Origin of the sequence: Rubidibacter lacunae KORDI 51-2 (assembly GCF_000473895.1) — a bacterium.
GTDB classification, from domain to species: domain Bacteria; phylum Cyanobacteriota; class Cyanobacteriia; order Cyanobacteriales; family Rubidibacteraceae; genus Rubidibacter; species Rubidibacter lacunae.
Genome location: NZ_ASSJ01000048.1, coordinates 1 through 22,645, shown reverse-complemented (window position 1 = coordinate 22,645; position 22,645 = coordinate 1). Strand labels below are relative to the sequence as shown.

The 22,645-nt window shown below is 56.5% G+C and carries 18 protein-coding genes and 1 pseudogene; 9 read left to right on the top strand and 10 right to left on the bottom strand.

What is annotated here, in order from left to right:
- Positions 1-508: 508 nt before the first annotated feature.
- From KR51_RS08475 to ftsH3, 5 genes are all read left to right on the top strand, one after another.
- The gene (locus KR51_RS08475) at positions 509-1,468 is read left to right on the top strand and encodes a UDP-glucuronic acid decarboxylase family protein (RefSeq protein ID WP_022606792.1); all 960 of its coding nucleotides are present in this window, start codon (positions 509-511) and stop codon (positions 1,466-1,468) included.
- Positions 1,469-1,660: 192 nt separating this feature from the next.
- Entirely contained in the window at positions 1,661-3,037 is a 1,377-nt protein-coding gene (locus KR51_RS08470) for a UDP-glucose dehydrogenase family protein (protein ID WP_022606790.1), read from the top strand.
- A 217-nt stretch (positions 3,038-3,254) separates the two neighbouring features.
- Positions 3,255-4,844: a glycoside hydrolase family 57 protein gene (locus KR51_RS08465; RefSeq protein ID WP_022606788.1), complete on the top strand. Its 1,590-nt coding sequence runs from the start codon at positions 3,255-3,257 to the stop codon at positions 4,842-4,844.
- 245 nt (positions 4,845-5,089) lie between these two features.
- Positions 5,090-5,257, top strand: a complete 168-nt coding sequence (locus tag KR51_RS19535) for a hypothetical protein (RefSeq protein ID WP_156915037.1) — start codon at positions 5,090-5,092, stop codon at positions 5,255-5,257.
- Positions 5,258-5,368: 111 nt separating this feature from the next.
- Entirely contained in the window at positions 5,369-7,219 is a 1,851-nt protein-coding gene (gene ftsH3 / locus KR51_RS08460) for an ATP-dependent zinc metalloprotease FtsH3 (protein WP_022606782.1), read from the top strand.
- A 249-nt stretch (positions 7,220-7,468) separates the two neighbouring features.
- On the opposite strand, the gene KR51_RS08455 is transcribed toward ftsH3, so the two are convergent.
- From KR51_RS08455 to KR51_RS19530, 5 genes are all read right to left on the bottom strand, one after another.
- Complete coding sequence (locus KR51_RS08455; protein WP_022606779.1) at positions 7,469-7,963, bottom strand: DUF4168 domain-containing protein; 495 nt, start codon at positions 7,961-7,963, stop codon at positions 7,469-7,471.
- Between the two features lie 107 nt (positions 7,964-8,070).
- Positions 8,071-9,177 (bottom strand): DNA-processing protein DprA, encoded by a 1,107-nt coding sequence (gene dprA / locus KR51_RS08450; RefSeq protein ID WP_022606777.1) that lies wholly within the window; start codon positions 9,175-9,177, stop codon positions 8,071-8,073.
- Between the two features lie 188 nt (positions 9,178-9,365).
- Positions 9,366-9,866, bottom strand: a complete 501-nt coding sequence (locus KR51_RS08445; protein WP_022606775.1) for a DUF427 domain-containing protein — start codon at positions 9,864-9,866, stop codon at positions 9,366-9,368.
- A gap of 709 nt (positions 9,867-10,575) precedes the next feature.
- The gene (locus tag KR51_RS08440; protein WP_022606774.1) at positions 10,576-11,367 is read right to left on the bottom strand and encodes a peroxiredoxin-like family protein; all 792 of its coding nucleotides are present in this window, start codon (positions 11,365-11,367) and stop codon (positions 10,576-10,578) included.
- Between the two features lie 292 nt (positions 11,368-11,659).
- Positions 11,660-11,800: a hypothetical protein gene (locus KR51_RS19530; RefSeq protein WP_156915036.1), complete on the bottom strand. Its 141-nt coding sequence runs from the start codon at positions 11,798-11,800 to the stop codon at positions 11,660-11,662.
- Positions 11,801-12,234: 434 nt separating this feature from the next.
- On the opposite strand from KR51_RS19530, the gene KR51_RS08435 reads away from it, so the two are divergent.
- Positions 12,235-13,314 carry a Gfo/Idh/MocA family protein gene (locus KR51_RS08435; protein ID WP_022606772.1) on the top strand — a complete coding sequence of 360 codons (1,080 nt, stop codon included), beginning with the start codon at positions 12,235-12,237 and terminating at the stop codon, positions 13,312-13,314.
- 155 nt (positions 13,315-13,469) lie between these two features.
- Here KR51_RS08435 and KR51_RS08430 read toward each other — a convergent pair whose 3' ends face one another.
- From KR51_RS08430 to speD, 3 genes and pseudogenes are all read right to left on the bottom strand, one after another.
- Positions 13,470-14,765, bottom strand: a complete 1,296-nt coding sequence (locus KR51_RS08430; protein WP_022606770.1) for a M16 family metallopeptidase — start codon at positions 14,763-14,765, stop codon at positions 13,470-13,472.
- A 443-nt stretch (positions 14,766-15,208) separates the two neighbouring features.
- Positions 15,209-15,289, bottom strand: a pseudogene (locus KR51_RS21255) (IS1 family transposase); the annotation flags it as partial.
- A gap of 462 nt (positions 15,290-15,751) precedes the next feature.
- Positions 15,752-16,144 carry an adenosylmethionine decarboxylase gene (gene speD / locus KR51_RS08425; RefSeq protein ID WP_022606768.1) on the bottom strand — a complete coding sequence of 131 codons (393 nt, stop codon included), beginning with the start codon at positions 16,142-16,144 and terminating at the stop codon, positions 15,752-15,754.
- 334 nt (positions 16,145-16,478) lie between these two features.
- Between speD and KR51_RS08420 the strand changes: the two genes are divergently transcribed.
- The gene (locus KR51_RS08420; protein ID WP_022606766.1) at positions 16,479-17,537 is read left to right on the top strand and encodes a CHAD domain-containing protein; all 1,059 of its coding nucleotides are present in this window, start codon (positions 16,479-16,481) and stop codon (positions 17,535-17,537) included.
- A 312-nt stretch (positions 17,538-17,849) separates the two neighbouring features.
- Here the strand turns inward: KR51_RS08420 and KR51_RS08415 are convergent, their stop codons facing one another.
- On the bottom strand, positions 17,850-18,248 hold the full coding sequence (locus KR51_RS08415) for a hypothetical protein (RefSeq protein WP_040655680.1): 399 nt from the start codon (positions 18,246-18,248) through the stop codon (positions 17,850-17,852).
- Between the two features lie 357 nt (positions 18,249-18,605).
- Between KR51_RS08415 and larE the strand changes: the two genes are divergently transcribed.
- The gene (larE, locus tag KR51_RS08410) at positions 18,606-19,457 is read left to right on the top strand and encodes an ATP-dependent sacrificial sulfur transferase LarE (protein WP_022606764.1); all 852 of its coding nucleotides are present in this window, start codon (positions 18,606-18,608) and stop codon (positions 19,455-19,457) included.
- Between the two features lie 714 nt (positions 19,458-20,171).
- On the opposite strand, the gene KR51_RS08405 is transcribed toward larE, so the two are convergent.
- On the bottom strand, positions 20,172-20,873 hold the full coding sequence (locus KR51_RS08405) for an acyl-CoA desaturase (protein ID WP_022606760.1): 702 nt from the start codon (positions 20,871-20,873) through the stop codon (positions 20,172-20,174).
- A 304-nt stretch (positions 20,874-21,177) separates the two neighbouring features.
- Between KR51_RS08405 and KR51_RS08400 the strand changes: the two genes are divergently transcribed.
- Positions 21,178-22,449: a TetR/AcrR family transcriptional regulator gene (locus KR51_RS08400; RefSeq protein WP_022606756.1), complete on the top strand. Its 1,272-nt coding sequence runs from the start codon at positions 21,178-21,180 to the stop codon at positions 22,447-22,449.
- The last annotated feature ends 196 nt before the right edge of the window (positions 22,450-22,645 follow it).

Genomic DNA, 22,645 nt, shown 5'->3' with positions numbered 1-22,645 from the left:
TGGAACTGATGAAGGGCAAGATTGCTGTCGAGAGCGCTCTCGGTGGTGGGTCTACCTTCCACGTTTTGCTCCCGCGCTGGGTCGAAGTCAATTCGTTCTCGGAAGGGGATGGCAGTCAGGCTGCCAGGGATACCAGAGGCAACCGACGACATCAGCAACTTTATTGATCGGCGGATTCGGTGGCAATTTACTCTAGGGCGAGGTCTACCGGTTTTCGCTAGCGCAGCTCGAAGGATCGGTATTCCTAAGGGGGTGCCACAGAACTCAAAAGCCAGTCAGAGTCTGACTTTTCCAGGTAACTTTTGGCGGGAAAGAGGAACGCTAGCGTTCGCGTCAAGGTTGCCATTCAATCGAACGGCATTGCCGGTAGTTACTCCTTGTCCGGGACAACAGGCGATCGCCCGCCTGCATGCTCGCACCCGCAGAAGCCAACGGGAAGGTCATCTAGACATCCACACCCTTCGGGGCTACCTTAAGATCGTCCTTAGCAACTCGACCGGTCAGCGGCATGAGAATCCTGGTTACTGGCGGTGCGGGGTTTATCGGCTCCCACCTGATCGATCGCTTGATGGAGCAAGGGCACGAAGTGATCTGCTTGGACAACTATTACACGGGTCGAAAGAGTAACCTCTTATCCTGGCTCGGGAACCCCGATTTCGAGATCGTTCGCCACGACATCACCGAGCCCATTAGTCTTGAGGTCGACCAAATCTATCACCTCGCCTGTCCGGCCTCACCCGTTCACTACCAATTCAATCCCGTCAAGACGATCAAAACCAACGTCATCGGCACGTTGAACATGCTAGGCCTGGCCAAGCGCGTCAAAGCACGCTTCCTGCTGGCTTCTACATCGGAGGTGTACGGCGACCCGGAAGTCCATCCGCAACCGGAGGACTATCGCGGTAACGTCAACCCGATCGGCATCCGCGCCTGCTATGACGAGGGCAAGCGCGTTGCCGAAACCCTATCCTTCGACTACCACCGCGATAACGGCGTCGATATCCGCGTTGCGCGTATCTTCAACACCTACGGTCCGCGCATGCTTGAAAATGACGGGCGCGTCGTCAGCAACTTCGTCGTGCAAGCCCTGCGTGGAAAGCCGCTGACCGTCTACGGTGATGGTTTGCAAACCCGCAGCTTCTGCTACGTCTCGGATTTGGTAGATGGGTTGATGCGTCTGATGAACGGCGAGCACAGCGGGCCGATCAACCTCGGCAATCCAGGCGAATACACGATTCTGCAGCTGGCCGAGACCATCCGCGACATGGTTGCTCCCGGCACCGAAATCGCCTTCAAGCCCCTGCCCCAGGACGACCCCCGCAAGCGCCGCCCCGACATCACGCGCGCGCGATCGTTATTGGGTTGGGAACCTACCGTCCCGCTTGAGGACGGACTCGAACGGCTGATCGACGACTTTCGCACGCGCCTTGGGGATGCATTAGTTGGCTCGACCCAGACGGCACAATGAACGAAGCTCGCAGCTGCCTCCGAGATGGCCCCTAGGGTCCGCCGATCTGCAGCATCTGCAAGTTGATTGGCTGCACGATCGCCCGTCGAACGCGATCGCATGCTGAAGATTATTCCGACGATCGCGGTTGCACCCGCGCCCCACCCCTGAAACACTGATTGAAACTCCGCAGTAGAAGAGGAATAGGTGATTATGCGTGTTTGTGTGATTGGAACCGGATACGTCGGTTTGGTAACGGGCGTTTGTCTGTCGCACCTCGGACACGATGTGATCTGCGTGGACAACAACGAAGAGAAGGTGAAGTTGATGCAGTCCGGGCAGACACCAATCTTCGAGCCGGGACTGTCCGAGTTAATGCATTCTTCCATGGAATCGAGTCGACTGCACTTCACAACCGACCTCGGCAAAGGCGTCAGTCACGGCGAGATACTGTTTATTGCTGTGGGTACGCCCCCTTTACCCACGGGCGAGAGCGACACTCGCTACGTTGAAGCGGTTGCGAAGGGTATCGGCGAGCATCTCAACGGCGGCTATAAAGTCATCGTCAACAAATCCACCGTTCCGATCGGCTCCGGTGACTGGGTACGCATGATCGTCCTCGACGGCGTGGCAGAGCGCCAGCAGGTCAAGGTAACCGCCAGCAGCAGCAGGGAGGAAATTTCGGCTGCCTTCGACGTGGTCAGCAACCCCGAGTTCTTGCGCGAAGGCTCGGCCGTTTACGACACCTTCAACCCCGATCGCATCGTGCTCGGCGGCAACAGCGACCGCGCGATTGCGATGATGACGGAACTTTACGAGCCGCTGATCCAGCGCCAGGCTGCTGAAGACAAATCCCTGCCCCCCGTACCCCTAGTCGTCACGGACCTCAGCTCTGCCGAGATGATTAAATATGCTGCTAATGCGTTTTTGGCAACCAAGATCAGCTTCATCAACGAAGTGGCTAATATCTGCGATCGCGTCGGCGCAGATGTCACTCAAGTCGCGCGCGGTATCGGGCTCGACTCGCGGATCGGCAACAAGTTCTTGCAAGCGGGCATCGGCTGGGGTGGTTCTTGCTTCCCGAAGGATGTGTCGGCATTGGTTCATACCGCCGACGACTACAACTACGAAGCGCAGTTGCTCAAGTCTACGATTGAAGTCAACCGCCGCCAGCGCCTGAGTGCCGTGGAAAAGCTTCAGCAGGAGCTGAAAATCCTCAAGGGCAAAACCGTCGGCTTGTTGGGACTGACCTTCAAACCCAACACCGACGACATGCGCGATGCGCCTGCCCTCGACATCATCGCGCAGCTCAGCCGCCTGGGAGCCAAAGTCAAAGCCTACGACCCGATCGTCGCCCAATCTGGAATGCGTCACGGGCTCTCGGACGTGATCGTCGAGACCGATCCCGAGCGCCTGGCTGACGGCTGTGACGCGCTCGTGCTGGTAACGGACTGGAAGGAGTTTGCCGACCTCGACTTCGCCAAAATGGCATCGTTGATGAACAATCCCGTGGCGATCGACGGGCGTAATTTCCTCAACCGCGATAAGCTCGAGTCCGCTGGGTTCCGCTACATCGGCATCGGTCGCTAGGTCCCCAAGCCCGCACGCTGGTCTCCAGCGGAGCGATTATCAACTCGATTAGACGCGCTCGAGCACTGGCGCTCGGGCGCCTTGCGTTGGGTTGCCCGATCGCGATCCCCGATCCGTACCCCGATCCCCGTTCGATCGTAGAATCTTAAGCATTCGTTCTCGCTGCGAGCGAGGAATCTCCGCGTCCGTCCACCCCACCTCCCGAGCAGAACTTCCTATGGCAATCGGTTATGTTGCTTTGGTACTTCACGCACACTTGCCCTTCGTGCGTCATCCCGAAAGCGATTACGTACTCGAAGAAGAATGGCTCTATGAAGCCATAACCGAAACCTACATTCCTCTGCTAAGGGTATTTGAGGGACTCAAGCGCGATGGCATCGATTTCAAGCTCACCATGAGCTTGACACCGCCGCTGGTATCGATGCTGCAGGATCCACTCCTACAAGAGCGCTACGACAAACATTTAAGCCAATTGCAAAAACTGGCTCATCTCGAAATCGGTCACAACGAGCATAACGGTCACATTTGCTATCTTGCGCAACACTATACCGACGAATTTGCCGATGCGCGTCGTATTTGGGAAAGCTACGATGGCAACCTGATTAAAGCTTTCAAGCAGTACCTCGACAGCAATAACTTAGAAATAGTGACCTGCGGGGCAACGCACGGTTACTTTCCACTCATAAAAATGCACCCGCAGGCCGTGTGGGCGCAAATCCAGGTGGCTTGCGAGCACTATGCCGAGACGTTCGGCCAACCGGCAAAGGGAATTTGGCTGCCGGAATGTGCTTATTACGAAGGACTCGAGCGCATGCTGGCCGATGCCGGACTGCGTTACTTCCTGATGGACGGTCATGGTTTACTCTACGCGCGCCCGCGCCCGCGTTTCGGAACCTACGCACCGATCTTCACGGAAACGGGCGTGGCGGCGTTCGGTCGCGATCACGAATCGTCTCAACAAGTGTGGTCTTCTGAGGTTGGTTATCCAGGCGATCCGGCATACCGAGAATTCTATAAAGACCTAGGTTGGGAAGCCGAATACGAGTACATCAAGCCGTTTGTCATGCCCAACGGGCAACGGAAGAATGTCGGCATTAAATATCACAAAATCACCAGTCGCGGGGCAGGACTCGGCGATAAGGAGCTGTACGATCCCTACTGGGCGCGCGAGAAAGCTGCAGAACATGCGGGGAACTTTGCTTTCAACCGCGAGCAGCAAGTTCAGCACCTTGCGGGAATTATGGGACGCGCGCCGCTTGTCGTTTCACCCTATGATGCCGAACTCTTCGGGCATTGGTGGTACGAAGGTCCGTGGTTCATCGATTATCTTTTCCGCAAGTCCTGGTTCGACCAAAGCGCCTTCGAGATGACGCACCTGGCCGACTACTTGCGCGCGAACCCTCAACAGCAAGTATGCCGGCCGTCGCAGTCGAGCTGGGGATATAAGGGCTTCCACGAGTACTGGCTCAATGCGACCAATGCCTGGATCTACCCACACCTCCACAAAGCAGCCGAACGCGCGATCGCTTTAGCCGCCCGCGAGCCTGCTGACACGCTCGAATGGCGGGCGCTCAATCAAGCCGCGCGCGAGTTATTGTTGGCGCAGTCGTCCGACTGGGCGTTTATCATGCGCACGGGAACGATGGTGCCCTATGCCGAGCGCCGCACGCGATCGCACCTCATGCGCTTTACCAAGCTGCACGACGATATCACGAGCGGCGAAATTGATAGCGGCTGGCTGGAGAAAGTCGAGCAAATTGACAACATCTTCCCGAACATTAATTATCAAGTTTATCGACCGCTCTAAGTTCGGAGGCGAGCGAGCATCTGTGCGTGCGGGATTGGCAGAGCTGGTAGCGATCGTCGCTCGGTGCTACCGGATATCCGCTCTTTCCAAAGGGGGAAATGCCCCTCGCTCGGGCAAGCAACAGCCATTCCTTCTCCAGCCAGAGCAGCAAGCGTGCTAAGACCCTACTAGCGGACAGATTTTTTGCAGATAGATATCCACCTTTTGATGGATTGGTGAGGCGTTCCCCAACCCCGAACCCGCTGGTGCGAACGCAACCCCTACCGCTGCCGTTGCTGGTTCTACAGGCTATACTGGGCGATATTTCGGCATTTCGCACGCGCTCGACAGAGACGCTCTTGCTGGCGACGCGGCCGTCATTTTTTATTGGGGTGCCGCGACCGGATTTTCTCAGGAACGTTAACATTATTTAATAATGCCAGCGCAGTTGAGAGCGAGTGCATTTACATCGGGGGCGCGCGGTTAGCGTTACCCGAAAACAAATGCCCGAGTAGGATTCTTGCACCCCCAGGAGGTTCAAGCCCGTGAACAAAAACGGTAATAAAAGATGGCGTAATGCCGGGCTCTACGTCTTGCTCGCGATCGTTGCGGTTGCTTTAGCAACGGCGTTTCTGGAGCGCGAGCCCCAGAGCCAAGAAACGTGGAAATACAGCGAGTTTATCAACAACATCAAGAACGATCGGGTCGAGCAAGTCCAGCTAAGTTCCGATCGCTCTGAAGCGATCGCGACAGCCGAGGATGGCAGCAAGGTGCGGGTGACGTTGGTTAACGATCCGCAGCTCGACCAGATTCTGCTCGAGAATAAAGTAGATATAGACGTGCAGCCTAAGAGCGATGAAGGCTTTTTGTGGCGCGCGTTGAGCGGTTTATTCGTGCCGCTACTGGTACTTGCCGGTCTGTTCTTTTTGCTACGGCGCGCTCAAGGCGGTCCGGGTTCGCAAGCCATGAACTTCGGCAAGTCCCGAGCCAAAGTTCAGATGGAGCCCCAGACCAACGTCACTTTCGCAGACGTGGCGGGCATCGAGCAAGCAAAGTTGGAACTCAGCGAGTTGGTGGATTTCCTTAAAAATGCCGATCGCTTCACGGAAGTGGGGGCAAAGATTCCCAAGGGGGCGCTGCTGGTCGGACCGCCAGGAACGGGTAAGACCCTGTTGGCGCGGGCAGTCGCTGGCGAGGCTGGCGTGCCGTTCTTCAGCATATCTGGTTCCGAGTTTGTGGAAATGTTCGTTGGCGTAGGGGCTTCGCGCGTGCGCGATTTATTCGAGCAAGCCAAGAGCAGTGCTCCCTGCATCATCTTTATCGACGAGATCGACGCCGTGGGTCGACAGCGCGGTGCCGGCTTGGGTGGCGGTAACGACGAGCGCGAGCAAACCCTCAACCAGCTGCTGACCGAGATGGACGGCTTTGAGGGCAACACTGGGATCATCATCATCGCCGCGACCAACCGCCCCGACGTACTCGACCAAGCCTTACTGCGTCCGGGCCGCTTCGACCGCCAGATCGTGGTCGATCGTCCCGACTACGCCGGGCGGTTGGAGATCCTCAACGTCCACGCACGCGGCAAGACTCTGGCTAAGGATGTCGACCTCGACAAAGTGGCGCGACGGACGCCGGGCTTCACCGGAGCGGACTTGGCTAACCTACTCAACGAGGCAGCAATCCTCGCCGCCCGCCGCGAGCTGACGGAGATTTCGATGGACGAGGTCAACGACGCGATCGATCGCGTGCTGGCCGGTCCGGAAAAGAAAGACCGCGTGATGAGCGAGAAGCGCAAGCAGTTGGTCGCTTACCACGAAGCCGGCCATGCTCTCTGCGGAGCGCTAATGCCTGACTACGATCCGGTCCAGAAAATCAGCATCATCCCTCGCGGTGCGGCAGGCGGACTCACTTGGTTCACGCCGAGCGAGGACCGTCTCGATTCCGGACTTTACTCACGCTCTTACCTGCAGAACCAGATGGCCGTAGCGCTGGGCGGTCGCATCGCAGAAGAAATCGTCTTCGGTGAGGAAGAGGTGACGACAGGGGCGTCTAACGATCTGCAGCAAGTTGCCCGCGTGGCTCGGCAGATGGTTACCCGCTTGGGAATGAGCGATCGCTTGGGTCCGGTCGCGTTGGGTCGCTCGAACGGCAACGTTTTCCTCGGTCGGGATATAGCCTCGGACCGCGACTTCTCTGACGAGACGGCAGCGGCTATCGACGAGGAAGTTCGCTCCCTAGTCGATCGAGCTTACCAGCGATGCAAGGACGTGCTAGTTAGCAACCGTCACATTCTCGACAAGCTCGCGGCAGCATTGGTGGAGAAAGAAACCGTCGACGCCGACGAACTACAGCAACTCCTGACTGAGAATGAGGTGAAGATGGCTGCGATTGCCTAACGCATTTACGTTGCTGGCACGCTCGTTTCCAGACCGAAAGGCTAACTTAATTTTAGGCACCTGTTATCAGTCAGGTGCCTTCTCATTAGGTGACTTCCTACTATCACACGAGCGAGAGGTATGCACTGCAAAGCCCCTGGATCCGGCATGAAGGAGCGGCGATCGCCGCTCTTAAACTGCGACCGAAACCTACCAATTGCCATAACAGATAAGTTGACAGTCAGATCGGCGCCAATGAAACGGCGCATACTACTCGCCACCAAGCAGGTCGCGGATCCGCTCTTGCAGTTCGGAGTCGTTTTGGACCGCGAGGCCGATCTCCTCATAGCGCTCTATATCTAGACCTTCTTGCTCCACTGCTTCCTGCATTTCATCTTGGGTCTCGCGGACGATCGCGAGCAGATCTTTGCTGGCGTCTTCGAACTGCTCCAGTTCCGCTTCGGTGGCACCAGCATTCTCCGCGCCATCCGACTCTCGCTGCGCGCGCAGGATTTCGTCGTAGCGCTCTGGCTCCATGCCGGTTGCGCGGACGGTGGCAACGGCCCGATCGCGGGATGCACTGCGGATTTGGAAAACCTGCTCGAGCGCGTTTGCAAACTGCTGCAGCTCTTCGTCACTGATGTCAGCACCCTGAGCGACAAATACGGGTAAGGACGGTAGCTCGACGGCGGCCGGCAGCGCGCCAACGAAACTAACGGTAGCCAGAAGACCGATGATGCCGGTGCCAATTGATAGTGCAATCACGGAAAGCGTCTCCATCGCGACGATCGCAGTCGGATACCGCTCGCACGGGACCCGAGACGAAGTTACGCCCCCGTTCTAGCACGCCTAACTGCCAATGTAAGCTGCCATCAGGCGCGACGATAGCGCATGCCCGGTACTTGCACCACTAGCCCGAACAACTCTAACTGCAGGAGGGCGGCCGAAACATCGCTGGCGGCTGTCCCGACCTGCTGGACCACGAGGTCAAACGGCAGCGAGTCTGCCGATAGCACGGCGAGGACATCGGCAAGCTGGGGATCTAGGTCCGGTGGCGGCGCGACCGGTGCGGGAGCCATATCGACTAGGTCGAGTTGGGGCATCTCACCAAGCAGCTCGAGAACATGGCCTTCACTGAGAATGAGTTGCGCGCCGCGATTGACCAATCCCAGACAACCGACCGCTTGTTCGTTATCGAGGGAACCGGGCAAGGCAAATACGTCGCGTCCGAATTCGTTGGCGAAGCGTGCGGTGATCAGAGCGCCGGATTTGGTGGGGGCTTCCATCACCAACACGGCGCGGGACAGCCCGGCAATGATGCGGTTGCGGGCGGGGAAGTTGCCGCGCTCGGGCTGCGTCCCATCGGGATACTCGCTGAGAATCAATCCTTGCCGCTCGATGTCAGCGTACAGCGCGCGATTGCTGGCAGGATAGATGACATCAACTCCCGTGCCTAACACTGAGATCGTCTTGCCGCCAACGTCCAAGCAGCCGCGGTGGGCTTCAGCGTCGATGCCAGCTGCCAATCCGGAGACGATCGTGAAGCCGCGGGCAGCAAGGGCGGTACTCATCGTGCGCGTCCAGCGTCGGCCGTAGGCAGTGGGATAGCGAGTGCCTACGATCGCAACGAAGGGTTTGGGGTCATCCAGTATCTCCGGGCGGCCGCGATAGTGCAGGACAGGCGGTGGGCTCGGCGTTTCTAGCAACAGAGACGGATAGCCGGGATCGGCAGGCGTCCAAAACTGCGGGTTGGTGCGACTGTAGTTGACAAGCAAGGTATCGGGGTCGAGGCGATCGCGCTCTTGGCGGATAACCTCCAAGGACTGGGGGCCGATGCCGTCGATGCCCCGCAGATCGGCGGGGGGTGCTTCCCACGCCGCGCGGACGTCGCCGAAGCGATCGCTCAGGCGCTTTAGCGTTACGGGTCCGATGCCGGGCACGCGCGACCATGCCAGCCAGTAGGCGCGTTCCTCAGTCATGCTGCGCGGGAGAGAATGGGCCACGAGTGCGAGGCGCGCGCTACGGGACGCACGCGTTGAAGAATCGAACGATGAGCTAGAACAAATGTTCGCTATTGCGATAGTTTAACTAGCGCGGGTGGGGACTGCCAAGTCTCAACGCCATCTGGCTCCGGTTGTCGCGATCGGGCGCCCCTGCGTTCCCGGTGTTACCAACCCCAGGTGCCGGGTTCGCCTTTGAACGGACCGACGATGTCGTTGGAGATCCAACCGCCATAGAAGTCGCCAGCTTGAGCGCGAACGAGTTCGTCATCGATGAAGCAGGCATCCATCTGGGCGGGATACAACGCAAAGTGCCCGGCGATTTGGGCGTAGTGAGGGGTCGGCTCGGGATAGTCCCAGACTGCATCGGAGATGCTGCGATCGCCGATGGTGAGGGTAAAGTAACGGGCGACCCCTTTGAACTCGCAGAAGGTTTTGCGCGCGCTCGGCTGCAGATATTCGGTGCGTACGTCGGCGGCCGGCAAGTAGTAGACGGGCGGATGGCTGGTCTCGAGCATCCTCAGCGCGGCGCGGGTATCGACGATCGCTACCTCGTTGAAGACCACGCGGACATGGCGATCGGTGGCTTCAAGGCGCGGCGGGCGCGGGTAATCCCACACCGATTCTTGACCGGGTCCGGGCTCGATACGTTGGGGGGGTCCAAACATTGAATTTCCATAGCAGGGGGGCGATCGCCATTATCGTCGGCAATGCACAGCGGACGTTGGAGACTTGGGCATTGGAGATGGCAGTGTTGCTGCGAAGTCGGTAGGCAGATTCCAAGCTGGTGAGATTGGGGTGTGACAACCTGAAATGCAAAAAACTGGAGCGTTCTGCGCGGCGTTGTCGTCTCAGGAGGCGCTTAAGTTGGAGCGGCGAGTGGAGTTTCACGCGCCTAAACACCGCACTTTCCCGAACATTACCGAGAATGAATTGAGCGCGATGAGTCGGTAATTTCTGGGGGGGGGTGGCACATAAAGCTAACCGAGGAAGTGAGATCGAAAACGCAAGCCTATGCGGAAATGAGCAGCGAGAGTCAGCTAGGGTTAGGTTGGCAACTTGCAAGTGGACGATGCCCGCCTGACACTTATGACCCTTTTTCCCTAAAGTCCTCATAGTAGAGCACTAGAAAGGCTGCAGCATCTTCGCTAAAGGTTGCTCGCGACTGGCTATATCAGTTTCTATATCCGCAGGTGGTGTAGGATATTGCCCCGAGACCACATAGAACATGTGCAGCCTAAGTACCACGAAATTTGATTGGTAGTTTTCCTGCCCAGAATGGCTCGATTTTCAGAAATCCTGCATCCAACGCGTACCCTTGATATTCCAAAGGTTGACCGCGATCTAATCCGAGATTTAACAGTGGAGTTGCGAACTTTACCGTTTGCGATCGCTGAGTTTGGTTGTCTCCAAAAATGCCAGCGGCCGGTCCATGGTCGCAGAAAACCCTAAAATGCCGCGATCGCGGTGCTCGTAGACGAGCTCTCCATTCGCATCAAATAAAAATGTCCCGCCCCGTTGCGTCAGGTACCGCGCGTCGGGAACATAGGTGCGCCAATTTCCCAACACTTCCCCCATATTCCGTAGCCGTAGCGTCGCCAATTCAAAAGGACGTTGAAAGCCATTGCCCCCGGCAACCCGGAAGGTTTTCCCACTCAGAGCTGGCAGGGGCTTGGCCCGCACGATGTCTTCATCGCCGATGAGCTGAGGTGCGGCGCGATCGCCTGTATAGCCTCGTAAAACCTCCCGGAGGGTTCCCGGACTGCCGAGCCCGCCACACATTAAGACCAGATTCAAATAAGCATTTTGCGCAGCTCCGAACCCTGGTAGCTTCCAACTCAAGCCAGCATAAAGCCCCAACTGTTGGTGCAATTCCGCTTTCGGATCTACAAAAAGCCACTCCGCTGGGAAGCCGGTGTATTCGCAGAACTTTTGCCCAGCTGCACGATCGCCGATGGCTACTGCCCGCACCATAATGCCTTCCGCCAAGAGCCGATCGCGCTCCCGTTGCAGCCACCAAGCATATTCGAGCGGGTCGAAGTCTCCCAAATGGGGCCACACCAAAACCAGCAATCGCCGTGCGGCCTCGCAACCTTCGATCAATGAAGTCACGCAGCTATCACTGACGCGCTGCCGTAAAACTGCTGCAAAATTTTCGTACGGCTGCATAAATATGACTTCCTCTCTCATCCAATAAGTATGGCCAAATCGAACAAATGTGCCGAGCTTTAACAACTAGTTCAGTTGCAGGTCGTAGGTCAGACGTTTTGCAGATTTTGATTCGAGGTCGCAGACGCGTGCTTTGTAGGTACACCAGTTGATGCTGCGGAGGACGACACGTTCGGGGTGCTAGTGAGCGATCGCGACGGTCATGATTTCCCTCAGATTGGTTCGGGACTTGCTCCCAGTGAAAGGGCGACGTCGGCTTGCGGACTGCGTCGGTGGGCAGGGCTACCGACCCCTAGGCAGGGCGATCGCGCTGTATAAGTTTGTGGGGCGATCTCGTGTAATTCGTCCAAACGGTTCGAGGGATTGCAGCTTCCAGGCTCTGGCACTGCTCGATCGCCGGACGGCGTTGGGCGATCGGGACTCTATACAACACGTTCTAAGCAAGGATTCAACCATACGAAACTGACGAGTATGGCAAACGCAGAACTCAGAGCCTGTTTGAAATGTCGAGCTGGGCCAAATCAGGCAAATTCCTCACGACGAGGCGACAGGACTATCGGGATTTTTTACGGGTAGCTCGGGGTAGTCTGATACCCAGCAGGTGGGCTTTTCAAGCAGTCTCTCTCAGTCTCAGCTCGATTTTCGTCAAAAGCGAGGCTCGATCGGGACTTGAAGAGAACAGAGAGTTATGTTCAGACAATCCCGATCGCTGAAACCCTAATTCGGTCGTGGTACAGAAATCTCTATGCGTTCGCCCAAGCGTTCGCCCTTGTTGGCACGGAGCGGCTAGGGGGGCTGTGGTAGTATCTGGGATGTGGAAAACTAGCCAAAAAGTATATTTTTGGTGAGGTGTGAGGAGCGAGAAACATGCCAGAGCACTCAGCAGAAGGCGCGCTACACTCGCCGCGCGGTGCGAAGTCTCGGTTGCGTTTGGGCGTCATTGGCGTTGGCAACATGGGACAGCACCACGCCCGAATTTTAGGATTGCTCAAAGACGTGGAATTGTTCGGCGTTGCTGATATCAACGTCGCCCGCGGTCTCGATATTGCTAGTAAATATCGCGTGCGATTCTTCGAAAACTATCTCGAATTATTACCGCATGTCGATGCGATATGCATTGCCGTGCCAACGCGCTTGCACCATCCAGTTGGTATTGCCTGCTTGCAAGCCGGCGTAAACGTTCTCATTGAAAAGCCGATCGCGGCCAGCATTGCCGAAGCCGAGTCGCTGATCAATGTTGCAGCCGAGTCGAATAGTATCTTGCAAGTCGGGCACATCGAGCGTTTCAACCCGGCGTTTCAGGAGTTTTCTAAGGTTCTTAAAACCGAGGACGTGTTGGCGCTAGAAGCGCACCGAATGAGTCCGTATCCCCAACGCGCAAGTGACGTATCGGTGGTGTTGGATTTAATGATCCACGACATCGACCTGTTGTTAGAGCTGGCGGGTGCCCCCGTCACGCGGCTGACCGCTGGCGGCAGTCGCTGCCGCGACTCGGGCTATCTGGATTTTGTAACAGCGACGTTCGGATTTGCCAACGGTACGATCGCAAATCTGACGGCCAGCAAAGTCGCACATCGTAAGGTCCGACGTATCACGGCGCACTGCCGTCAATGTTTGACCGAAGCCGACTTTCTCAATAACGAAATCCTCATCCACCGGCGCACCACGGCCAACTACACGACCGATTACGGTCAGGTTCTGTACCGTCAAGATGGACTGATCGAGAAAGTCCACACGAGCAACATCGAGCCCCTACACGCCGAACTTGAGCACTTCGTCAGCTGCGTGCGCGGTGGCGACCAGCCATCGGTGGGCGGCGAGCAGGCCCTGAAAGCACTGCGCTTGGCCAGTTCGATCGAACAGATCGCGCTCGACGGTCAGGTCTGGGAATGCACCGAGGCAGGCAGCGGACAAATCTGCACGCCAGCCACTCAGGTCGCGCTCTAGAGCTGCTGGATAGCATCGGTTGAGCTGCCTCAGCATTTCCCGTTTGCTTACACGCGCCTGGAGTCTGAGCGATCGCGATTGTTTGAGTGCCGTACTACGTATTCCTTAGAGGCAGATATTCCTTAGGTGCCGATCGACCTCGACCCGCGCGTGAGTTATCCTGCCGGCGGACGTGCCACGACGATCCCATAAGCAGTCGGCGACAGGTACTGGCGCGCAGCAGCGCGCACGTCAGTAGCCTCAATACGACGCACGCGCTCGGCGTAGTTCAAAGCTGGGGCGATATCGCCGAGTTGCGAATAGTAATAGCCGTAGAGGTTGGCAAGCTCGCTCGGTTTTTCACTGCTGAAGATGAAGCGATTGGCGACTTGCGTGCGGATGCGAGCGAGTTCGGCATCCGACACCAACTCCGATTGCAACCTCATAACGTGATCGGTTAGTGCAGCTTCAGTAGCGGTAATGCGATCGGTTTCGAGACGTGCCGATATGTAAAAGCTGCCTTGAAATTTGTTCGTGGCATTGTAAGCTGAGATGCTCAAAGCAAGTTGCCGTTCTTCGCGCAGGTCGCGGAACAGGCGCGAGGACTTACCCTGTCCCAAAATCGCTGCTAGTACGTCGAGGGCGTAGGTGTTGTCGAGATCTTGCAATCCTGGCGCGCGCCACAACATCACCAGGCGCGCTTGCTGGAGCTGCGGGTCGGTGTACTCGTGGCGGACGATCTCGGTGAAGGGCGGCTCGAGGTCGGGGAGGATGTGGCGGACGCGATCGCCTGAGGCGGGTGCAACGCAGTCGAAGCCTGCAGTAACGATGTCAATCAACTCCTGCTCGGGGAGGTTGCCGACAGCTGCAACGGTCATCGCCGCCGGACAGTAGTGCCGCTTGTGAAAAGCCCGCATTTGGTCCGGTACGAGCCCGGCAATGACGGCGTCGGGACCGAGAATCGGGCGCCGATATGGTAAACCCGGAAAACAGGTCTCCATCGCACGGGCGTAGGTCCGACGCGTGGGGTTGTCTTCGGACCGGCGGATTTCTTCGCGCACGACGAGACGCTCGCGTTCGAATTCGGCGTCGGGAATGCTGGCATTACACACCACGTCGAGCTGAAGCGGGACGAGCTGCGCGAAGTCTTGAGGAGCAGTAGTGATGAAGTAGTGAGTATAGTCCTGACTGGTAGCGGCGTTCATGACGGCTCCGCGCGCTTCGACACGGCGGTCGAACTCGCCCGGCTGCAACTGCGCCGTACCCTTGAAGACCATATGCTCCAGGAAGTGCGCCATGCCGTTGATGTCGTCGGTCTCGATCGCAGAGCCGACACCGAGCCACACGTTGAGGTTGACGGCATCGATTGGAATTTGCTCGGCAATGACAATCGCGCCGTTAGTGAGGAGTTCGACCCGGGGCGCACAGTTCGATCGCGAGCTACAGATAGCAGGGGGTAGGGTAGCGGTCATGCGTTCCAAACTCAGTCATTTCCTTACCAAATCGTAACAAGTTAACTGCAATCCCCGTCAGTTCGAAGCAAACGCATTCTCATTGAGCTGGAAAGTACAGCAGACGATCGTTGCCTCAGCCAGCCTTGAAGCGTTTTGCCTGAACAATTCTCTTAGCGCTTTTGTCTTGGCTCAACAAGTTCACCGCCATATGCATCGCCACCACTAAGTTCTCCGGCGCAGTCTCCTTAGCGTAAATGACCGCACCTCTCTAAATCCCACGTCAAACATCCAGGCAGGACAAATGCATGCTCGAAGGGGTTTATTAGTAGTGGTGGTGGAAACTCTAACTTTTGCGGTATCTGCATTATAGCCATACACCAAGTACTAAATGGTACCAATGTGTTTTTTGACTTCGCAGAAAAAGAGTGTCGATTCCCGTGCAGTCTAGAGACCCGCTGTCACAAGGTATTATTGAGCCGTTCGACATGATTGGTTTGCCTAGTTTCTTGCCCAACTGGAGGATGTTGCTGACTGGGAATCACTTTTTGGAGGCTTGCAAAAAGGGGTGCGTGCCATCGTCTAGAAAGTAATTCCGCACTGGCGTGCAAAGACTCCTCGCTGTGCACCAGAAGCTAGCTGGTGCGGGGAAAATAGACTTTTTCCGGACTCAGGCAGCTTACGAGTTTCCTTCCAGAAACTGACATGCACCCGTCCCAGGAGAGATAGAGCCTTGTTTTGGGGTTTGGAGTGTACCCCACCTATTTGAACTCCGCTATAGTTGCTTGGCATCGTTAATGAGGCCGGCAATGAAATAAAGGAGAGGAGTTAAGGCAAAAGTTGCTATGCGAAACCGAGATAGGGGTGATATATCTCTCGATAAATCTTGTTAGCAGATCTTGTTAGCCAAAATTGCATGTAAGCCATGCGATGGCGTTGGTGCGGCCAACCACTACTTTAGATCGCTACGCCGTGACCGGGGCTGTAAGTGGTGGGCGACTGTACCTCTATACGGCAATAGGTGCTTCGCACTGGCGATCGCGTTCGAGAGTAGAACCAGGAAAGCCGCGTTCGATATGTCGTACCCGCACGTACTTTGCCTCTAAGGCTGTTTGCATAGCTTGCATGGCTGCCTGTGGGTCCCCACTGCCACAAAAGAAAAGATCCGCCGCAAAGTAGCCGTACTCGGGCCATGTGTGGATGGCAATGTGCGATTCTGCCAGGGTCGCCGTTGCGGTTACACCGTGCGGACTGAACTGATGTACGCACATGTCGAGCAGGGTGGCTCCTCCAGCAATAGTTGCTTCCAGCAGGGCACTCCGGATTCGCTCGGGATCGTTGAGCAATTCAACAGGCACTTGCCAGGCGTCTACGACCAGATGGGTACCCACTCTATTCATGTTCTGCGCTGTCTACCTCCTCGATAACGGGGGGTGCGGTTGGCACCACCGAACCTGCACATTCGTTAGTTCGAAACCATTTTGACATCTTTGGTTCGTTCGCCAACTCTCTCATTGCTGACAGCTTACAGGTCAGTGGGGGAGGGGGTATATGTCTGTTCTCTGCCAACTGGCAATATTGCCCTTCCATCCGCATTGCCGAACCGAGCCAGGTTCGGCATCGCCCAAGGATACCAAGAAAAATCAAAATACCTTAATGGCATCTGTCCTATGACCGTTCCAAGGTTAAGGGTAAGCTAAGTAGACTCGTATAGGAGAGCGTTTGGTGTAAACGGTGACACAATCTACTCTCACAGCAGTTTCTAGCTTGGGCGATTGGGCGATCGCAGCCATTGCCCGTCATAGCCGCAAGATCGCCCGCCACGAGACAGAGGTGCGGCGCGATCGCGACCCCGAAGCTTTGCATCAATTGCGCGTCGGGATGCGACGATTGCGATCGGCGCTGCGCGGCTTTGCCCCTGTGCTGGAGGTCTCGAAGACCCTGACGGACAAGCGCGTGGGTAGGCTTGCACGGCGGCTCGGGCGGTTGCGCGACCTTGATGTGCTGCGCGAAGCCCTGGAGCGACGCTATCGCCCGCACGTGCCTCTATCCGAACAAGACGCGCTCGACGAGACCCTGACACGCTTGGATAAGCAACGTCGCAAGGCCCGCAAGCAGGTGCAGCGAACACTCGATAGCAAACGCTACTGCGCGTTAAAGACCGAAACGAATGCATGGCTGGCATGCCCGCGCCAGAGAGCGATCGCTCAGTTGCCGATGGGAGAAGTGCTACCGGATTTGCTGCTGCCAGAGGTCGGCGAATTGCTCTTGCATCCAGGCTGGTTTGTGGAGTTGCCAGCGGCTGGCGAATCAGCAGCGCCGGACAGCCTGCGCGTGGAGGAACTACTCCAGGTGCGCGGCGAGTTACTTCATGATTTGCGGAAGGCGGCTAAGCGAGCTCGCTATCAACTAGAGCTGTTCGCGTCACTTTACGGCGACGCCTATGCAGCGCACGTGCGGCAAGTAGAAGCCGTCCAGACCGTGTTGGGCGAAATTCAAGACACGCAGGTGCTGGAAGCATTCTTAGCAAACATTTGTGGTTGCAAGTGGGCAAAGTCAATGCCGACGTTAGCGGAGTTGTTGCGGCGCGCGCGCTGGGAGCATTGGCAAACTTGGCAGTCCCTGCGGCAGGAACTACTCGGTCCGGAATGGCGCAGGAGCTTGCACGCGATTATCCTGCAGGGCGTGAGGTTCGAAGCGCATTCGAACGCCAGCTCCAACAAGGTGGATGCAGAGAGTTCAATAACAGATGCGATCGCCTCAACTGCAGCTGACAAAAGTTCCAACACCTAGCCAGAGATTGGATCGCCGTGCCGCGATGCCTACCATCGTAAGCAGTTTCCTAGCGAGCAGGCGGCCGCGAACGTGCAGTCGGATTTTCACAGACACACGCTGCTCCTGCCTAAATAACCTGGTGCTCCCGCCTGAACCAAGCGCGCTGATGAAGGCGAATGCTGCCCAATATTCCAGCGATCGACACTCCGACACTCGATGAGCGATAGCATCCCTTGCTGCAACACCCGCGCGCCGCCCTGTTGCCCCTGGCTGTAAAACTCCTGCACCGGGAGCGAAGTTGACTTGTCTGGAATGTGCTCTGCGACGCCATCACGCTCGATGCGCCCCCTGAAAAACGTACAGAATAACCCGATGATTGCATCGCCAGCGATCGTGCCACGCCCGGATACGCAAGCGCACAGGACTATCCAATCCGCACCGAGTTAGGTGACCCCGTTGCGGCAAATGCCCGCCATAGCTAGGTCGCAGACAAGAAACCTCGTCTTCCTGGACTGGAGACAGCGCCAGCCAACCGCCCAGTCCGTTGCGCTCGGTGAATTCTCTGGGGGTTGCCTGATGCACTATCCGCGCGTTCAGCAGCTGCGGCAGCACCACAATAAATGTTTTGCGAGCGTTGCTGATGGCTTGGGTCTCTAGCAATTCGATGAGGGCAACGCCTTCTGTCTCGGCATCGAGCCGTAGGACCAGTGGCTTTGGCTTCTCTTCCAAGGTGTTGGCACGGTCGAGACGCCAATCACGTTCGGGGGCGACTGTTGCTGGCGATCGTCGCTCTACCAGTCATAAGGTTTGGATCCAGGGCTGCTGTAAAAGAGTTGGTACGGGTACTTCGAATTCTAAACATCATTTTGTCAAGACTTTTATGCTGGAAATTATCCGGACACTTCCTTCTAATGCCATTGCTCCGCGTGTGTTGGCAATCCGATCGACCTTTGGAACCCGCCGGAGACTCACCGGAGCGTCGGCACTCCGATCGGTCGCCGCACCACAAGCTCTGCTATCGGACGCGATAAAACGGAAGTAAGATCGCAGTTCCATGGCGAAGCAAAAACGGATGGCTCTTCAACCATGACCCAACTCGCCCGCTTGCAAGCCCTATTTGCCGAGATGGATCGCGCGCTGATTGCTTACTCCGGCGGCATCGACAGTACGCTTGTGACGAAGGTGGCTTATGACATCCTGGGCGATCGCGCCCTCGCAATCACGGCCGTGTCGCCATCGCTGCTACCGGAAGACCTTGACGACGCTCAAATGCAGGCAGAGGCAATCGGCATTCGCCACGAATTCGTCGAAACCCACGAACTGGAAAACCCAGACTACGCTGCCAATTCGGTCGATCGCTGCTATTTTTGCAAAAGCGAGCTGCACGATACGCTCAAACCGCTGGCCCGAGATCGCGGCTATCCCTATGTCGTGGATGGGGTGAATGCCGACGACTTGCGCGACTATCGCCCTGGTATCCGTGCGGCCAGAGAACGCGGTGCGCGATCGCCCCTGGCAGAACTAGGGATCGCCAAAGCTGACGTGCGCGAGATATCCCGTGCCTTGAGGCTGCCGTGGTGGGATAAGCCCTCGCAGCCGTGTTTGAGTTCGCGCTTTCCTTACGGCGAAGCCATCACAGTTTCCAAGCTGCAGCGCGTCGGGCGCGCGGAGATGTACTTGCGCAAACGCGGTTGGCGCCACCTACGCGTGCGCTCCGCCGGCGATACAGCCCGTATCGAGCTGCCGCCCGAGCGCATCAAGGAGTTCGTTGCTGCCATCGATCTACCGCAACTAGTTGCAGATTTTCAGGAGCTGGGCTTCCTGTTCGTCACCCTCGACCTCGAAGGCTTCCAGAGCGGCAAGCTCAACCGAGTTCTGCAGCCGCAGCGAACGCCACAATCGCCAAAGCAACCCGATGCAATTGTGCTGCCAAGCTGATCGGGATGTACCGAGGCGATCGTCCCGACGGTCCGACGCTGTCATCCACGCTAGGTTGCCGGACGCAGGTGTGGCAGCTGAGGAGCTGGTTCGGATATTTCAAGTCTGAAACGAATTTGGAGCGGGACTTCTGGTCTTAGCGTGCGTCCAAACGCTCTCTCCCATTGCTATAGATAGGGTTTGCTGAAAAAGGCTGGATTATGTCAATGAAAGGATCTCAGCGTTTTCTATGCCAGAAAAGTGCACGGCTATAGGCACCAGAGCCTCAAAACCCTTACACTTGGGCCGAGAATCCGAGGCAAAAAGCTGGAGCTTGTTGGTAAAAGCCTGATTCCATAAGCTCTCTGCCCCCTAGATTTGATTTGGGGACTTTATCAGCAAACCCTAGATATGGGCTAACGAAACAGCCCGTTACCGGACCTGTCGGGATTAGGGTGGGCGATCGCGGTCAAAACGCCGAGCACTTTATCCCCACATGCAATTCCTCGAAGGTCCGCGAGAGCCATCGCGACCCCTTTTGGTTGCTTCCGACCTACTCCGTGGCGGTCTCGGCAGTTACCTCAGCAAGCGGCCGGTGTGGATAGCGAAGAACCTCCACACCTTAGGAGTTGCAAAAGAATCAACGATGGTGCCTGCATGCTGGGGGAGTGCTCTGTCAGCCGAGAACCACCATGATTCAGGCTGCTTTCGGGGCAATGGTTTTCGGGGACATAGTTACGGTGTCGTTCTCGGTGATGTCAGTTTCACGACTTTCTCGGTCAGACCCAGCGATCCGAGCACTTGGATCGCCCACCACGTCATATCGATCTCCCACCAGCGCAAGCCAGCCTTAGCAACGTTGGGATTGGCATGGTGATTGTTGTGCCAGCCCTCACCATAGGTCAATAGGGCGGCCCACCAGACATTGCGGGCGTCATTATCGTCATCGAAGTTGCGATACCCCACCATGTGGGTTGCGGAGTTGATGAGCCAGGTGCTATGCCAGAGCACGACTGTCCGCAGGAAGACTCCGTAAATGACAAACGACCAGCCGCCCAGTCCGAGAAGCATCAACCCCAACAACACTTGCAAGATGATGGAGCTGACGTTGCGGTCGAGCAAGCGGTAGTAAGGATCGCGATCGACGTCGCGGGCGTGACGTTTGTAGAGCACATAGTCGAAGATTTCGGGACGTTGGTAGAACATCCAGAACATGTGGCTCCACCAAAATCCCCGCGCCGAGGAATGGGGATCGCGCTCCAGATCCTCGGTATGGGCATGGTGGCGGCGATGGGCGGATACCCAGAGGATCGGTCCCCCTTGAAGGGCTAAGGCGCCGATCGTGACGAGCGTGCGTTCCAACCACTTCGGGACCCGCAAGCTGCGATGGGTTAGCAGGCGGTGATAGCCCAGGCAAATGCCGATGCTGCCGCACAACCAGTGCAGTCCGATCGCAACAGCCAGGGCCGACCAGGAAAAAAGAAAGGCGCTAGGAGTGCGAGGATGTGAAAGCCTGCAAACGTGGCGATCGTCCCCCAGTTCAGCGACATTGCCTCGTGCGGGGACGAGGGAGCTCTCTTAGCAGGTGAAGTCAATGCAGTTGAAGTCAATTGTAGAGTCATGAAAAGCTCGCCCGACATGAAGGGGTGCTAAGCTGAGGGCAGTGATGCAAGTGTGACTTGCTATCGACTTCAATTTAGCAAGCAATTCAATAAATAGCAAGCCTCACTTGCACAAGCACATGTCTCGCAACCCCGCTCCCTCAAGCAAGCGTATCGTCGACGCAGCAATCGAACTGTTCGCGTCCCAAGGCTTTGCTGCAACAACGACCAAGCAAATTGCAGACCGAGCGGGGGTGAACGAAGTCACGCTGTTTCGAAACTTTGGGAGCAAGCATGACTTGCTTTTGGCGGTTGTTGAAGATTCGGGGATTTTTGCTCGTTTGCCCGAAGCGCTCGAAGCGTCCGCCGCCGAGATCGACTCGCTATCGGCAGCAGTCAAGTACTACGCGCGCGATCGCCTCCATGCCTTGGAGGGCATGTCCGAATTACTGCGAGCGTTTGTTGGAGAAGTCGGGCAGTACTCGCTCGAGCAGCGGCGGGCTTTCAACCAAGAACGCTTGCGTGGAACCCGAGCTGTTGCCCGATGTTTAACTGAATTCGCCGGACGAGAACAGGTCGAAATGCGAACATCTCTAGAAAAATTTGCCAGCTTACTCGACAAGTGCTTGTTTGGATATCTCGTCGCCGATCTAACCAGTGAATTCCAGGAACTTTGGAGCGATCGCGAGGAATTCATCGATTTTTTGGCGGACGTATGTCTGTATGGAGCGGTATCGAATCTCTCAACCGACCGTTTGGAAACTGCTAAATTGTCCGAAGTTGCGGTATCTATCCCGTCACGCGAATCCTCGTTGCAACAGCCTAGTAAAACCAGAGTCGCCGATTTGCCTGCAGAGTTAGTGCGATCGATTTTACAGCAAGCAAAGAAGCAAGGAGTACAAAGCTACGCAATCGTGTACCTGCTTTTTGGTGCAGGCCTGCTACCAGAAGAGTTGGTGAGATTAAAGCGATCGCAGCATATTTGTACTTCTCGCCAGCATCTGGTGCAGGTCGAACAAGGAGCAGCTCGACAGGTCCCCATCAACCAGTGGATTATGGGAAAGCGCTATGGCTCTTACGCGAACAACCCTTTGAGCAAGTGGCTGAAGGCTCGGAAAGACGAAGCAACGACATTGTTCGTGACGGATCGAGGTGAACCGCTATCGGAGTCTGACTTGTTAGCTCTATGGCAAGAGGCTACAGTTGGCATGCTGACTCCTGAAAACGCTCTCCCCCGCATCGAGCAAGCACGACAAACTTGGTGCGTGGAAATGCTAATGAAAGGGATGAGTTCAGAGAACCTGAGTATTGTGAGTGGTTGGGCAATAGAGCAATTACGTCCCTACGTACAACGAGCAAGAGAGAAACTGGCATTGGAGCAGGCGATTCAACTGGATCGGCAGCAAAATTAAGCTAAGAAAGACTTTTCTGCAAGAGTGGAGACTCGAACACCTCGAATTGTGCTTCGCTTTACGTGAATGCGGTGCAAGAATAGAAATGATGCAAGGATTCAGGTGAGGGGCTTGACAAGCGCACCTGTGAAGATAGCTTGAGGACATGACACCACCATTGCCCTAGCCTGGATTATTCACGAAAAGGAAGAAAAGG

Excerpts from the sequence above, each read along its gene's own strand:
- KR51_RS08475 (WP_022606792.1), top strand. The coding sequence starts at position 509 with ATGAGAATCCTGGTTACTGGCGGTGCGGGGTTTATCGGCTCCCACCTG.
- KR51_RS08470 (WP_022606790.1), top strand. The coding sequence starts at position 1,661 with ATGCGTGTTTGTGTGATTGGAACCGGATACGTCGGTTTGGTAACGGGC.
- KR51_RS08465 (WP_022606788.1), top strand. The coding sequence starts at position 3,255 with ATGGCAATCGGTTATGTTGCTTTGGTACTTCACGCACACTTGCCCTTC.
- dprA (WP_022606777.1), bottom strand. The coding sequence starts at position 9,177 with ATGACTGAGGAACGCGCCTACTGGCTGGCATGGTCGCGCGTGCCCGGC.
- KR51_RS08445 (WP_022606775.1), bottom strand. The coding sequence starts at position 9,866 with ATGTTTGGACCCCCCCAACGTATCGAGCCCGGACCCGGTCAAGAATCG.
- KR51_RS08440 (WP_022606774.1), bottom strand. The coding sequence starts at position 11,367 with ATGCAGCCGTACGAAAATTTTGCAGCAGTTTTACGGCAGCGCGTCAGT.
- KR51_RS08435 (WP_022606772.1), top strand. The coding sequence starts at position 12,235 with ATGCCAGAGCACTCAGCAGAAGGCGCGCTACACTCGCCGCGCGGTGCG.
- KR51_RS08430 (WP_022606770.1), bottom strand. The coding sequence starts at position 14,765 with ATGACCGCTACCCTACCCCCTGCTATCTGTAGCTCGCGATCGAACTGT.
- speD (WP_022606768.1), bottom strand. The coding sequence starts at position 16,144 with ATGAATAGAGTGGGTACCCATCTGGTCGTAGACGCCTGGCAAGTGCCT.
- larE (WP_022606764.1), top strand. The coding sequence starts at position 18,606 with ATGACCCAACTCGCCCGCTTGCAAGCCCTATTTGCCGAGATGGATCGC.
- KR51_RS08400 (WP_022606756.1), top strand. The coding sequence starts at position 21,178 with ATGTCTCGCAACCCCGCTCCCTCAAGCAAGCGTATCGTCGACGCAGCA.